The organism is Brevibacillus sp. MCWH (assembly GCF_013096935.1).
Taxonomy (GTDB): domain Bacteria; phylum Bacillota; class Bacilli; order Brevibacillales; family Brevibacillaceae; genus Brevibacillus; species Brevibacillus aydinogluensis.
Genome location: NZ_SDLF01000014.1, coordinates 73,661 through 87,015 on the forward strand (window position 1 = coordinate 73,661; position 13,355 = coordinate 87,015).

16 protein-coding genes and 1 pseudogene are annotated in these 13,355 nt (G+C 51.6%); 12 read left to right on the forward strand and 5 right to left on the reverse strand.

The window, feature by feature from the left end:
• Positions 1-14: 14 nt before the first annotated feature.
• Positions 15-536, reverse strand: coding sequence for an ImmA/IrrE family metallo-endopeptidase (locus ETC00_RS13585; protein ID WP_171566610.1), 522 nt, complete (start codon positions 534-536; stop codon positions 15-17).
• A 64-nt stretch (positions 537-600) separates the two neighbouring features.
• Positions 601-1,047: a helix-turn-helix domain-containing protein gene (locus ETC00_RS13590; RefSeq protein WP_171566611.1), complete on the reverse strand. Its 447-nt coding sequence runs from the start codon at positions 1,045-1,047 to the stop codon at positions 601-603.
• A gap of 228 nt (positions 1,048-1,275) precedes the next feature.
• Between ETC00_RS13590 and ETC00_RS13595 the strand changes: the two genes are divergently transcribed.
• Positions 1,276-1,623 (forward strand): sigma-70 family RNA polymerase sigma factor, encoded by a 348-nt coding sequence (locus ETC00_RS13595; protein ID WP_171566612.1) that lies wholly within the window; start codon positions 1,276-1,278, stop codon positions 1,621-1,623.
• Complete coding sequence (locus ETC00_RS13600) at positions 1,566-1,784, forward strand: helix-turn-helix domain-containing protein (protein ID WP_230077832.1); 219 nt, start codon at positions 1,566-1,568, stop codon at positions 1,782-1,784. The genes ETC00_RS13595 and ETC00_RS13600 overlap by 58 nt, the downstream gene beginning before the upstream one ends.
• A 190-nt stretch (positions 1,785-1,974) precedes the next feature.
• On the opposite strand, the gene ETC00_RS13605 is transcribed toward ETC00_RS13600, so the two are convergent.
• The gene (locus ETC00_RS13605) at positions 1,975-2,442 is read right to left on the reverse strand and encodes a hypothetical protein (protein WP_171566613.1); all 468 of its coding nucleotides are present in this window, start codon (positions 2,440-2,442) and stop codon (positions 1,975-1,977) included.
• 234 nt (positions 2,443-2,676) lie between these two features.
• Between ETC00_RS13605 and ETC00_RS13610 the strand changes: the two genes are divergently transcribed.
• Together ETC00_RS13610 and ETC00_RS13615 are read left to right on the forward strand one after the other, a co-directional pair.
• Positions 2,677-2,871: a BhlA/UviB family holin-like peptide gene (locus tag ETC00_RS13610; RefSeq protein ID WP_171566614.1), complete on the forward strand. Its 195-nt coding sequence runs from the start codon at positions 2,677-2,679 to the stop codon at positions 2,869-2,871.
• 176 nt (positions 2,872-3,047) lie between these two features.
• On the forward strand, positions 3,048-3,515 hold the full coding sequence (locus ETC00_RS13615; protein ID WP_171566615.1) for a hypothetical protein: 468 nt from the start codon (positions 3,048-3,050) through the stop codon (positions 3,513-3,515).
• Between the two features lie 104 nt (positions 3,516-3,619).
• Here ETC00_RS13615 and ETC00_RS13620 read toward each other — a convergent pair whose 3' ends face one another.
• Positions 3,620-4,057, reverse strand: a complete 438-nt coding sequence (locus ETC00_RS13620; protein ID WP_171566616.1) for a Dps family protein — start codon at positions 4,055-4,057, stop codon at positions 3,620-3,622.
• A 138-nt stretch (positions 4,058-4,195) separates the two neighbouring features.
• Between ETC00_RS13620 and mobA the strand changes: the two genes are divergently transcribed.
• Positions 4,196-4,825: a molybdenum cofactor guanylyltransferase gene (gene mobA / locus ETC00_RS13625; RefSeq protein ID WP_371808906.1), complete on the forward strand. Its 630-nt coding sequence runs from the start codon at positions 4,196-4,198 to the stop codon at positions 4,823-4,825.
• 64 nt (positions 4,826-4,889) lie between these two features.
• Here the strand turns inward: mobA and fdhD are convergent, their stop codons facing one another.
• Entirely contained in the window at positions 4,890-5,693 is an 804-nt protein-coding gene (fdhD, locus tag ETC00_RS13630; RefSeq protein ID WP_171566617.1) for a formate dehydrogenase accessory sulfurtransferase FdhD, read from the reverse strand.
• A 387-nt stretch (positions 5,694-6,080) separates the two neighbouring features.
• On the opposite strand from fdhD, the gene ETC00_RS13635 reads away from it, so the two are divergent.
• The 7 genes and pseudogenes from ETC00_RS13635 to ETC00_RS20725 all read left to right on the forward strand — a co-directional run bounded on the left by ETC00_RS13635 (position 6,081) and on the right by ETC00_RS20725 (position 12,148).
• Entirely contained in the window at positions 6,081-7,352 is a 1,272-nt protein-coding gene (locus ETC00_RS13635) for an L-lactate MFS transporter (RefSeq protein ID WP_171566618.1), read from the forward strand.
• A 48-nt stretch (positions 7,353-7,400) separates the two neighbouring features.
• Positions 7,401-7,766, forward strand: coding sequence for a Na-translocating system protein MpsC family protein (locus tag ETC00_RS13640; RefSeq protein WP_171566619.1), 366 nt, complete (start codon positions 7,401-7,403; stop codon positions 7,764-7,766).
• 230 nt (positions 7,767-7,996) lie between these two features.
• Positions 7,997-9,256 carry a molybdopterin molybdotransferase MoeA gene (locus ETC00_RS13645; RefSeq protein ID WP_171566620.1) on the forward strand — a complete coding sequence of 420 codons (1,260 nt, stop codon included), beginning with the start codon at positions 7,997-7,999 and terminating at the stop codon, positions 9,254-9,256.
• Between the two features lie 3 nt (positions 9,257-9,259).
• On the forward strand, positions 9,260-9,769 hold the full coding sequence (gene mobB / locus ETC00_RS13650) for a molybdopterin-guanine dinucleotide biosynthesis protein B (RefSeq protein ID WP_171566621.1): 510 nt from the start codon (positions 9,260-9,262) through the stop codon (positions 9,767-9,769).
• Positions 9,770-10,025: 256 nt separating this feature from the next.
• Positions 10,026-10,457 carry a hypothetical protein gene (locus ETC00_RS13655; protein ID WP_171566622.1) on the forward strand — a complete coding sequence of 144 codons (432 nt, stop codon included), beginning with the start codon at positions 10,026-10,028 and terminating at the stop codon, positions 10,455-10,457.
• Positions 10,414-10,737, forward strand: a pseudogene (locus tag ETC00_RS13660) (transposase); the annotation flags it as partial. The gene ETC00_RS13655 and the pseudogene ETC00_RS13660, both read left to right, overlap by 44 nt.
• Positions 10,738-10,933: 196 nt before the next feature.
• Positions 10,934-12,148, forward strand: coding sequence for a hypothetical protein (locus ETC00_RS20725; RefSeq protein WP_253264305.1), 1,215 nt, complete (start codon positions 10,934-10,936; stop codon positions 12,146-12,148).
• The last annotated feature ends 1,207 nt before the right edge of the window (positions 12,149-13,355 follow it).

Genomic DNA, 13,355 nt, shown 5'->3' on the forward strand with positions numbered 1-13,355 from the left:
ACAACCTCCTCTCATCACCACGCAACAGGATAGCCTTTGGTGTACAGTCTGTTGAGAAAACGCTCAAACCGCTTGCGGGCAAAGTCGAGCGGCACACGAAACGTCCTGGCCAGGTAGCTGGGTGCTTCATAGCGACTGCAATGCCCAATCAACGAGTCAAACATGTAATACGGCATCAGCAGGTGTTCGGCGAAGTGATTGGCCTGGGCCTCCTGCCAGTCAATCATCAGGTCGCTGCCCAGCGGCTGAACCCCTTCATGCAGCAGCAGATGCCCCAGCTCGTGAGCGATTTTGACCCGCCGTGTGGGCTCGTCCAGCCGTTCGTCGACAGCGATCACGAAGCGGCCGGCTTCCTGTGGATGACGGTGCGTGCGGCTCCGCCCGCGGATGCTGCGCAGCTCGATGCCGTAACTGGCGCACAGTTCGGGAAGGTCGATCTGCTCGGGACGCTGGATCCCGTGATGCCGCAGCAGCAGGTATACACGTGATTCCAGCCACGTCTGCGGCTGGCAGATATCAGCTACGAGGAAGTGCATGGAAACCTCCTTTATACGGAACATATGTTCGGTTTATGGTTGGAAAGAATGCCCCGTCGCGGGGCTACTTTATCTTTTTGATCTCCTCCGTGATGGCATACAGGGAAGGAGAATGGCTTTCTTTTACATGGTGGGGCTTCATTTGCTTTTTCAAATCGTACCAGTATCGGCGAATCTCTTTTTTCTCTTCTTCGGATGCTTCCAAATACCCGTCGAGAAAATAGTAGTCGTCCGGATCGTCGATTTTTTCCTGGAGCAGCTCGTCCAGTGTCCGTTCGCGCTTATGGTCGTTCGCGGCGGATGGAGGAAGCGGCTCGTCCACTCGCCCGAGCAGCCAGTCGGTCGAGACGTTCAGCACGTCGGCCAACATGGTCAGCATGTCGTTGGGGGGCGAGCTGTGATTGTTTTCGTAGTTGCTGATCGTTCCCTTGGTCGTCCGGACCATTTCCGCCAGACCTTCCTGCGTCAGTCCTTTCGCCCTGCGGGCCATTCGCAAGCGCTGGGACAGCATGGACCATCCATTCCTTCCTGTGAGATGGGTACAAATATATTGTACACAATTGGAGGTTATTAGGAAATACGGTACAAAAAACTTGTATTTCCCCGTTGACATACAAGACTCTTGTACTATATGATGTGAATATCTTCCAATACGGAACACGTGTTCTTGTGTGGTTGTTATGGTAATCCATATTTTCCCTACATGTATGAGAGGAATGTTGGAAAGGGGGAGGGTACATTGAATCAGCAAACATTGACAGAGGAAGAATGCCGCACGGTACTGCGCCGGCTTGCTTGGCGCATCCAATACCAAGCCAGGAAGTACAGACAGCGGGAATGTCTGGGGGCCGAACGGGTTGTGGCCCTGGTATCAACGGACCAGGACATGTCTGCGCTGTACGTCCGGGAAATGTTGGCCGCGATCTCGTCGGACAAGGGCAGGTGGATCGTTCAACGCGTGATCCTGCACGGGTATCCCGAACGGGAAGTGGCTCGCGAACTGGCCATGTCACAGCAGGGGGTGAACAAATGCAAAACGAAAGCGCTGCAACAGCTGCGCACGCGTCTGCAGCATTTGAACGGCTGATGGACGAAGCCCGGAAAGGGGACAATGAAGCGCTGCTCCAGCTGTTGGAATGGTTTGAACCGGAGATTCACGCGCTCGCCCGGTTTATCAAAATGCCGAGAGAAGACAGCATCCAGGAGATCAAGGCGCAGTTTATCGCGTTTATCCGCGAGGGTGAATGACCGTGCGGATGCTCAGACAGCTTGGTTTTGATCGGATGGCATCGCTCATCTGTCTGATTGATGCAAGGTTGGACGGCGGACAAGCCTGTAGAAAAAAGGCTGCACGACGGTTTGTTTTGGGCCGTAAGGAATATACAAGGCCGGGAACTGATGCTTCTCGGCCTTTCTCTATACGAAATGGAGTGAGCAGCTAATCGAAGGCTGTTTGTTTTTGGATGACAACAGTCACCGTTTTCGTTGGCGCATGCGGATATGTCAATTCCAGTGTATAGTGATCCGGTTTGGCGTTCGGAAAGGGAACCAACCTTCCCACGGGGAAATGGACGGTAAAGGTACCGTCAGGATTAACAGGATAGTCAAACGCGTACATCATATGCTGCTTGTAATTCTCCTGACCGCCATACAATCCGATTTGAAGCGTTTTGCCCGGTTGCACGTAACCGTCGATTTTACCCGCAACAGTGATTTGGTTTTCGGGAAGCGGCAGTGTGAATACGCTCCGTTCTTGAGGTGACAGAATGACGATTTCGGACACTGCTTTTTCTTGGGAGGCAGCCGGTTCGTCCGCGCCTGTTTCCGGAGACGCGGGGGAATAGAGACCACTTACCGCTGCACACAGCACAGCGACGATCTGTATAAGCATCGTTGGTTTTCGCACCTCGATCCATATATGGTTGACATTTATTTAAATTATTTCTAAATGTAAGACGCTTCTGCACCCGGTCATGTTTCTGCGTCGCACAAAAAACATGCGTCGAATGAGCCTTCGCAAGGCTCTTTTCTGTTTGGAAGAAAAAGAGATGACCCGGTTGTTACGCGACCGTGATGTTTTCCTTATATAAGTGAAGCGAGAACGTGGAGTTGCAACCAGTTAAGGAAGGAGGAAGGCGCCATGGAACATACGCTCTTGGACGCGCTGATTCAGCAGGGGCCATTTGCAGCGCTGTTTGTTTGGCTGTTGTTTTACGTGATGAAAACCAACCGCGAGCGGGAAACCCGGCTGCAGGACCTGCTGGACAAGTTCAGCGACAAGTACGATCTGATCATCTGCGAACTGCGGGAAATCAAAGACAAGGTAGGGGAGTGAGATACAGATACGCACGTAAACAGGCCCATCCCCCAGGCCAGCGCAGCAGTTGGCATCCATCCTCGATTTGGATAGCGAGCGGCGCGGGAAACCAGCGGAAATCTCCAATTTCCAATCCGTCAAATTTCTATTATGATAATGAATAAAGAAATTAATGTGAAAAAAGGGGGCAGGGGATGGCGTCGTTTTTTGATGAACGCAAGGCTTTGCACATGACGCTGCAGGGGCTGCTGGAACAGCGTGCCGCACTGCGGCGACAGTATGTGGATCAGGACAAACAATTGGGATTGGACATCAAGGAATTGTTGGCCCGGATCAGGGAGTTAGATGAACGTGAAAACGCTTACCAAACGAACGTGGAGGCGCCCGCGGCCGAGGAAGTTCCGACGGAAGTGCTGGAGCATTTGCGGAAAAGAAAGACGCCTATCCGTCATGATTACGCGGCCGTGGCCGAACAGGTAGAAGCCATCTTGCGGGAGGCGTCGGCGCCGCTGACGCTGATGGAATTATGCAGCGAACTGAAACAGCGGCACGGCGTGGAGTTTGCCAGTCCGTATATCGGCATCCAAAAAGCGTTGAAGCACCTGCCGCAGGTGAAAGTAGACAAGGACGGCCGCAAGCTGATCTTTTCCCTGAAACGGTGACAACAGCCGCAAAAAGGGCGTTGTGTTTCAAGCACGAACGCCCTTTTTGTGCATGGGTGGTGTCGGGGGAACAGCGAATTGGGGAAGCAGCTGAGGCCTGGAGATTAGCTCAGAAAGGCTTTCAGCATCCAGAGGTGTTTTTCCAGACTGCGCTGGATGGAGAGCAGCATGTCGGCGGTCGCTTCATCGTCTGCTTGTTCGGCCGTTTTGATGCCCTCCCGCAGTTCGTCCACCAGCGTCTGGAAATCGTCGATCAGGGTCTCGACCATCTGTTCGGTTGTTTCGATGCCGGATGCCTCTTCGACGCTGGCGTCCCGCAGACATTCGCCGAGAGTGGCGATCGGTTGGCCGTTCAGCATCAGGACGCGTTCAGCCAGTTCGTCGATGTGGGCGGCTGCTTCGTTGTAGAGCTCCTCAAATTTGGCGTGCAGCGTGAAAAAATGAGGGCCTTTCACGTTCCAGTGATAGTTGTGCAGTTTCATGTGCAGGACGGTCCAGTTGGCGATTTGTTTGTTCAATACACTGTGTACCTGATGTTTCATGGTTTATCCGCTCCTTAATTAAAATTATTATTATTTAATACTTATTATAAACTAATACCCCCTTTTGTCAATGGCTTCATTACAGCCAATATTTTGCTCGGTTTATCATGGAAAATAACCGGTAAGGTGAGGGGAGTGGTGAATCTGGATGTGCTGACAATCGGCGGAGTGGTGCTGGCGGGAGGCCGCAGCAGCCGGATGGGACGGCCCAAGGAACTGCTGAGCTGGAAAGGGGGCACATTGATCGGACACGTGGTCAGCGAAGTGACTGCGCTGAACCTGCCCTGTCTGATCGTCTCCAACGCCCCTGAACGGCTGCCGGAGGAAGTGACCAGGCTGGCGAAAGTGAGCATCACCGGTGACCTGGTGCCCTCCGCCGGTCCGATCAGTGGAATCGTGACGGCGTTTCGCGTGCGGCGGGAAGAAGCGCTGCTCATCCTCTCCTGCGACCTGCCGTTTGCTGACCGGGAGCAGATCGGCCGCCTGCTCGCCCATGAGCAGCAAGCGAAGGAGTGGGATGTCGTGGCAGCGCACACGGCCGGCCGGCTTCATCCGTTGTTTGCCCTGTATCACAGAAGGACGCAGCCGTTGTGGGAAGAAGCACTGCGATCAGGCCGTTATCGACTGATGGATGTGCTGGAGCGGCTGCGGATTGCCGAGACGCCGCCCGGTCTTTTGGATGACTGGGCTGCCTACAACGCCAACACGCCGGAAGAATACCGGATGGCCCTCGCGGAACAGCACGCGCGGGACATGGAGCGGAGGTAGGTTTGTTGTGAATCGCGGCTTTATCAAGCAATAGGAAAAACCCCGGCAAAACCGGGGGTTTCCTTTACGTATCGAGAGCTACAATCCGCTCCGCATGCGTATACACGTTCATCTTGTCGGGGCGGACAAATCCGACGGCGGTGATGTTCAGCTCCTCCGCCAACTGCAGCGCCAAGTCGGTGGGAGCTGACTTGGAGAGAATGATGCCGGCACCAATCTTGGCTGCTTTGAGCAGCACCTCGGAGGAGATGCGGCCGCTGAACACGAGAATTTTGTCCTCCGTCGGCAGGTTTTCCCGCAGGCAGTATCCGTAAATCTTGTCCAGCGCGTTGTGCCGGCCGATGTCGGAGTACCTTAGCAGCGTCTGCTCCGGCGTGCACAGCGCGGCATTGTGCACGCCGCCTGTGCTGCGGTGGATGTGGGACGACGCCTGCAACTCGTCCATCAGGCGGAACACCTGCGCCGGCGTAAGCGTGACTGTGCCCGCCACCGGTTTTGCCGTTCGCGCATCGCTGAAAAAGTAAAACGACTGCCGGCTTTTCCCGCAGCAGGACGTGATTCGCCGCTTCGTGTAAAAACTGTGTGACAGTCCGGTTTGCTGATGCAGATCCACGTAGGCAAATCCGCGGCTTTCGTCGATGGACATCTGCTTGATGTCCGTGTATTGCCGGATTGCTCCCTCTGCGGCGAGAAAGCCGATCACCATTTCCTCCAGGTCGGCGGGCGTGCAGACAATCGTCGCAAACTCTTCGTCATTGAGAAATATCGTCAGCGGGTATTCCGTAACAATCTCGTCGTCTTCCCAGGCGAACCGGTCCTGCCCGATCTTCAGCACCGGCCGTCTAATCGTACTCATCAGGTTTGACATAGCAGCCTCCTTGCCGTTTCACGCAGGATGTAGCAAAATTTTGAAAGTAATGTATTGTCGAGAAAGCGCTCACATGATAGTATACTATGTGAGGTTTTACTTGTCACAAAACATTCAACTTTTCTTGCAACAGTTCACATATAGACACGGGATAGCGCACCTGTCGCCGGTTTATTTGTGAACTGCCGAAAGTGAATAGCAAACACTTGCTGTTGATGCTGAAGTAGCGACCCTGCTGATGATTAACTGCCGTGTTTCATCTGTTCCCTCCTCGGGGCCAACGCGCGGACGATGAGGAGAACTGATGGATGCGGCAGTTTTTCTTTCTGCGAGAGCCTGTTCGCGAAAGTGGACGCTCTTTACCCCGCTTAAAAGGAGATGAATCACATGCAGGAAAAATTGAAGAACCGCTGGCTGATTGCTGCGGCTGCGGTGGGAATCCACCTGTCCATCGGTTCGGTGTACGCCTGGAGCGTCTTCACCAAGCCGATCATCAACCAATTTGGCTGGGAGCTGTCGAAGGTGCAGTTCACGTTCAGCATCGCGATCCTGTTCCTGGGTCTGTCGGCTGCGTTTCTCGGCCACTACGTGGAAAAACACGGTCCCCGCAAATCAGGCACTCTTTCGTCTATCTTTTTCGGTTTGGGGATCGCCGGGTCCGGTCTGGCCATTCAATTGGAAAGCCTCCCGCTGCTGTACCTCTGCTACGGCGTGTTCGGCGGCATCGGTCTCGGGGTCGGCTACATAACGCCCGTTTCCACGCTGGTGAAATGGTTCCCGGACCGCCGCGGGCTGGCCACCGGGTTGGCCATCATGGGCTTCGGCTTCGCTTCGCTGGTGGCAAGCCAGATCATGCAGGCGCTGATCGAAAGCGTAGGGATCGCCAATACCTTCTTCATTCTGGGAGCCGTCTATTTTGTCGTCATGTTTGCTTCCGCTCAATACCTCTCCCCGCCGCCTCAGGGATGGGTGCCGGAGGGCTATTCGGCTGAAGAAGGAAGCGGCAAGCAAATCAAGAAGGACCTGTGTCAGCTGACGGCCAACGAAGCGGTAAAAACCCGCCGATTCTACCTGCTGTGGCTGATGCTGTTCATCAACGTGACCTGCGGCATCGCGGTCATTTCCGTCGCCTCGCCGATGGCACAGGAGATCGTGGGCATGTCTGCGGCAATGGCATCGACGATGGTTGGCCTGAACGGCCTGTTCAACGGGGGCGGCCGGATTGGCTGGGCGACGCTGTCCGACTACATCGGTCGGCCCAACACCTACACGGCGTTTTTCCTGATCCAGCTCGTCCTGTTCTTCCTGCTGCCCAACCTGACTATGCCGGCACTGTTTATGGCGGCCATGTTTATCATCATGACCTGTTACGGCGGCGGTTTTGCCTCCATTCCGGCCTATATTGCCGACCTGTTCGGCACCAGGCAGATGGGCGCGATTCACGGTTACATCCTGACGGCATGGGCAGCGGCAGGGCTGGCCGGGCCGATTTTCGCCGCCTGGGTGCGCGAGAGCACCGGCAGCTACATCGGTACGATGACCGTCTTTGCTGCCATGTTCGCCGTCGCCTTGGTCATCTCGCTGATCATCCGACTGGACATCAAGAAATTGCGGGAGCAGGCGAAACAGAATGAAAACTCTGTTGAATTGGCTTGCTGATAGATGGTAAATTTTTAGGTAAGAGAATTTTGTAAAGGTGACATTTCGATGAATAAATACGAAGCTGAGTTCAGCAATTTAGTCAGAGCTTTCCGCAAGCGTCACATGGGCAAAGGCCCCAGCAAGATTGTGACCACGTTTTGCAAGAACTGGGCAATTTGCGAAATGGAGGGGAATCTTTCCCCGGTGGAAAAGTTCATTGCGACGGCTGATGAAGGCAAACAGATGCTTCGCGCGGCCCGCACGGAAATGGTAAAAGAAATGTACCGCAAAAACCGGCCGGTCGAAATGGAGGCATTTCTGGGCGCAAACTTCGTCGATTTATTCGTCGATATTGACATTGAACGCGATTTTGGCATGTCCATTTTCGTCTTTGATCAAGATATCGAGAAGAAGTTTAAAAACGAGTCGTGAGTCTGCGCCGAAGCAGCGACCCTGTTTGTCGGGCAGACAAGAGAGCATGGGAAACGCGCGCGTAGTTGGGACTTGGCAGCGCCCCTGCCTGAGACAACCACCGTGGACATTCTCTGTCCGATGAGAAGGGACTGGTTCATGGGTGGTTGTCTTTTTGTCGTCCTGCGCGTTACGCAGGTTCACCGGCCGACTTCAGGGGACGGGTCTTGCAGCAAAAGGAGGAACAGACGATGCACGTTCAGCGACAAACCATCAGCGTGGAGGAAGCGCTGCGCAGGCTGTTGGCGGACCTGACGCCGCTGCCGGAAGAACAGGTAGGCATTGGAGAAGCGTATGGGCGGACGTTGGCCCAGAACCTTGCCGCCACATGTGACATGCCGCCGTTTGACCGCTCGCCGCTGGATGGGTTTGCCGTGCGAGCAGCGGATACGGCCGGAGCCACACCGGATCAGCCGGTTCGCTTGCGGGTGCTGGAAACGGTCGGGGCCGGACAAGTCCCCCGGCAGACGGTAACCGCCGGAACAGCCGTCCGGATCATGACTGGCGCGATGATCCCGCCGGGAGCTGATGCCGTGATCATGTTCGAACAGACGGAGCAGCCCGGCCGGCAGCTGGAGTGGGTCGGGGTAAAACGGGCGCTTCGCCCTGGAGAAAACATCTCCCGCAGGGGTGAAGAAATCGCTGCCGGCGCGTGCGTGGCCCGGGCGGGAACGCGGATCAACGCGGGGATCTTGGCCGTGTTGGCGGCGTTTGGCTACGCGCAGGTTCCGGTCGTCCGCAGACCGCGCGTCGGATTGATTTCCACCGGCACGGAACTGCTGGATGTGGACCAGCCGCTTGAGCCGGGCAAAATTCGCAACAGCAACGCGGTAATGCTGTCCGCCTTGATCGCCGAGGCGGGCGGCATCCCGGTGTGGTTCGGACGATTGCCGGACGATCTGGCTCTGGCCAAGCGGCAGCTGGCCAACTGTCTGGAGGAGGTCGACCTGCTGGTGACGAGCGGCGGTGTGTCAGTCGGCGACTTCGACGTTATGGCCGCGTTGGCCAACGATCCGGAGGTCACCCTGCTGTTCAACCGTGTCGCGATGCGGCCGGGCGGACCGACAACCGGCCTTTTGTTTCGAGACAAACTGGTCTGTGCGCTGTCGGGCAATCCGGGGGCTTGTTTTCTCGGCGCCCAGCTGTTCGTCCGTCCCGTGCTGCGCCGGCTGCAGGGCGACAGAGAGACTGGCCTGCGACGCATCCGGGCCACGCTGGCGGAGTCCTACACGAAACCGTGTCCCTTCCCGCGCTATTTGCGCGGCCGGCTGACGGAGCGGGAGGGAAAACTGTACGTCGTTCCCGACCACAACGACAAGGCGGGCAACCTGTCCACGCTGGGCAAAAGCGAATGCTTCCTGATCATCCCGGCAGGTGGCCGGGGCAAACAGGCGGGGGAGACCGTCGACGTGATTCCCCACGCCGCGCCGGAGTGGAGAGAGGAGGCGTAGTGCATGGCAAACAAGCCGAGCGTGCTGCAGGTGGTGGGCTATTCCAATTCGGGCAAGACAACGCTGTTGACCAAACTGATTACGCTGCTGGAGCAGGAGGGGCTGCGCGTCGGCGTGATCAAACACGACGGCGGTCACGATTTTGAGTGGGACCGGCCGGGCAAGGACACATGGCGATACCGCGATGCGGGAGCGTCACTGGTGGCAATCGTCTCGCGGAGCAAGACGGCGATGCTGGAGCTGAAGCCCGTCCCGCTGTCTGTTTTGGTGGAACGAATGGCGGAAGCCGGTGCCGATCTTGTTCTGGTCGAGGGATTCAAGCAAGAGGACTACGAGAAACTGGTCGTGCTCCGCGACCCGGCGCACCGTGAATTGGTGGAGGCAGTCACCCGGCCTGTGGCTGTGGCTAGCTGGGAGCCGTTTGCGCACCCGACACTGCCGGTGTACGCCATTGACGACGCAGCGGGTGTGGCCAGGTTTATCCTGAACAGATATATAATGAAAGAACAGTAGTGGGAGCGGGCAATATGTGGCGGGTGAGATTTGTGCCCCCTGTATTACCCGCATCGTTTTTTTTTTTTTTTTCGCTGAGCAGGCCGTCAGAGGAATTCGTTTGGCCATCCCTTCATGCCACGCAGGATCTCCAACTTCGGTCGATTAATGTGCAGGCATCCCGCCCGGAAACGATGGGAAGGTCGGTTCCTATGTGAAACTTCATGATGTATCTCACCCCGTATGCTTATACAAGCATACGGGGGAGGTTTCAAGCATGGAATCAAAAAATTGTATGCCTACCAAACAAGAAGTTGAATTTTTGAAGAAGCATTTTCATTCCCTCGACGTTCTTGATTTATATCCGCAAGGGGAATACATATCGCTGATTGACAGATATCCGCGCAGTTTAACGGAAGATGAGATAGAACATGAACCTTTATCCTATCCACGTGAATGGAAACCTGCCTCTAAAGAAAAACAGAAGTACCTGTCATACGAAAAGAGATTTTTACGATTTTTCTCATCCGTTTACCATTATCACAATAAACAGCAGGTGTTTGTTTATTGCTGGGATTTTGCTGACATTACGAATATTTATTTGGAGCATGTAGAGGATACACATGCTCGAAACATCGCTGCTAAGGTAATGTCTGATCTCATTCCTCCCCCAGTGTACAGAGAGCCGGGAGGCTATGAAGCCAGCTAGTCGTCATATTTAGGCGGATTACCTAGACGAAGTGGAGCATCTGCGACATACCGAAGTGAATAAACGCCTGTACACACGCCGAAAAGAAACCATTGAGCGCGTATTTGCGGACTTAAAGGAAAAGCATGGTTTGCGTTGGACCACTTTACGAGGACTGAACAAAGTGACAATGCAGGCGATGCTTGTCTTTGCTTGTATGAATTTAAAAAAACTGGCCAATTCGCTATGGAAGTTAGGCAAAGGAAGGCACAATGCCTTTCATTTTCGCTTCATTTTTTGAAAACATACAGGACAAAAACTCCCTCGACTGTACTGACAACGAGGGAGTTTGTCTGCAATCTGAGTAGCTGCCTTTTACGGCAACTACTTACCTTTATATTGCCTCACCTCATCAAATTACCTATATTTACAAAATAACCAAATTATGCTAACATGAACGTGTGTTTCTTTCAAAATAAAAGAAAGGGAGGATTTTTATGAGAAAAGCATTACCAGTTATTGCAGCATTGACCTTAGCAATAAGTGCTCTCTATTCACCTGTTCATCCAGTAAAAGCGAAAGAAAATTCTGGAGTATTCACCATTAAATCGAAAGGCCATTCAAGAACAATTCTCATAGAAACTACTGACTATGACAGGGATACTAATGAAGAAAGTATTACAGAAACACTTGGTGAAGAATTGATTGGAAAATTTAAAGTTGACAGCGAGTATTTTCAAGCAAGCATTAAAAATATGGAAACAAAAGAATCCTATGATCTTGTGGGAACAATAGAGCAAGTTCTTGCGGAGGATAAAGCCTATTATTATAAGGGAGTTGACGACGATAGCGACTTAATTAAGTTTGAAGCGATAGTTGAGAAAACCTCACCAAAAGACTACGAAGCAACAATAAACATTTACGAATATGAAAATAAAAAATCTGAAAAACCTATTTCCATCAAAACATATATCTTTGATGGTAAGGGATCTACGACAAAAAAATACAAACAAAAATCTGATAGAAAAACCATCAAAATGAGAAAGTCTAGTGTAGATAATAAAAATATTACGACTTATGATAAAAGAGAATATTATCGAACGATTCTAGCTACTTGGGGAAAAGGTTACCGATACGAGATTCAAGGCCCAGAAACAACTAGAATTGATGGAGGAAACAATTACAGTTTTCGTTGGGGTACGGATAAAGAGTATATTGAGTCAGTGTTGGAGGCAGAGGGTTTAAATTATACTGGCCAACACGATATAGTAAACTTTAGACTAAGACTTTATACAAGTGAACCTATTGTGTTTAATACTGTTGTTCCGTGTTGTGAATCGGAAAAGAAGTTTTCTGTGCCTATGTGGTTTGGTAATCAAATTGGAGTTGTAAATCTTCCAGTAACTGCAAGTAAATTAGACATAACTGGCGACGGTACAGACGACATTTTGTATGATTTTAAATGGAACGAAAACTACTTTCCGTCGGGTTATTTAGATGAGCGAGATTTTGACGATTACCCTTACAATACCCCTGGATTTGCCGTAAGATATTTCATGGATACCGCCCCCTCAATCGATACTGGGGTAGCAAAAATCAATTTTAATGGGTACTTTAAGTACAGATCGTTAGTAAATAAGTATTCCTTATTGCTCCATGAATATACTGAAATAACACATAAGAATTATTATTTTATTGATATAGTCGAGTAACAAAATGATTTTTGGCGGTTGGGCAAAGTTTTTGTCTAACCGCTAATTTTCGGCATAAGTATAATCAAAGTAAAGTGTTTTATCGTTTATTAGTTTTTTATTAAATGAGCAGTAAAGAAAGTGAAAAAAATAGGGGTAACATTCATGGTAATTTTACTATCAATCGGAAGTTTAGTTATTTTTAGATGTTCACATTATTGGGGAAATACCCAAGGGTTCCACAAGACTAACGATATGTTGGCGCGTCCGACCATTTTTGAACAGAAATGACTACTGCTCCCTTACAGTTTTCCAAATATCTTTTTGACCGCATTTTGCAATCCTGCAATTCTATGGATCTCTTTAATGCAAACCTCTCCTTTTCTGTTTTATTGAATAATGGCCATTTATTGTCCATTACCGAGTTTCGACGGCCTGCCGTGCATTCGGATTTCGCCATTCGTTACATTTCATTTTTGATAGCCTGTATGAACGTCTCATGCTCTCTAAAACTGCTTTTGCTTTATCATATGTTGGAAAGCATCCAGTTATTTTCCGTGAAAGCTGACCAAAGCTATCCTGCATTCCAATAAAAAAATTTTGCAGATCGGGAAACTATCCTTTTATCCATTGAAAAACTTCCCTGGAATCGACTCTCCACAAGGCTACACATTCTGGATGTACCTCTTGCCCAAAGCCGATTCTCGACTGCAGTAATGCGACTCAGCATCCCCAAGGTTCTGAGAACCCGAGACAAGTATAGTAGTTCCCTACGCATGCTTACTACGGTACGGGGTGACCGGAGGTCGTCGCATGCCCATCAAGTGGTCACTGTCTCTTCATACAGATCGTGGTGCACACTCCACGATCATTCGCCTATGAAGTTGTCAAGGATCAAGGGTGGGAACTGTCCACCCGTGCGACTCACATCTCTGGATGCAAACCCCACGCGGGGACAATATCCGCATTGTTATGCGTTTTCTTCCAAGCTGTAACCTCAAATTGATCTCTTATCGTGTAAAATGGATTAGGTCTTGTACTACTCAGCTTTACAGTATTGCAGGAAGTAGCACTGGCAGTCGCTTTCCACGGACTGTCCTCTGTGAAGATCAACGTTAAAATCCCCAATATAATCGGTTGAAAATTCCCCACTTTCATCGCAAACTCTCTCCTTGGAGGAGAGAGGAATCATGATAAAGAATGGGGAGTTTTACATGATTCACGAAAT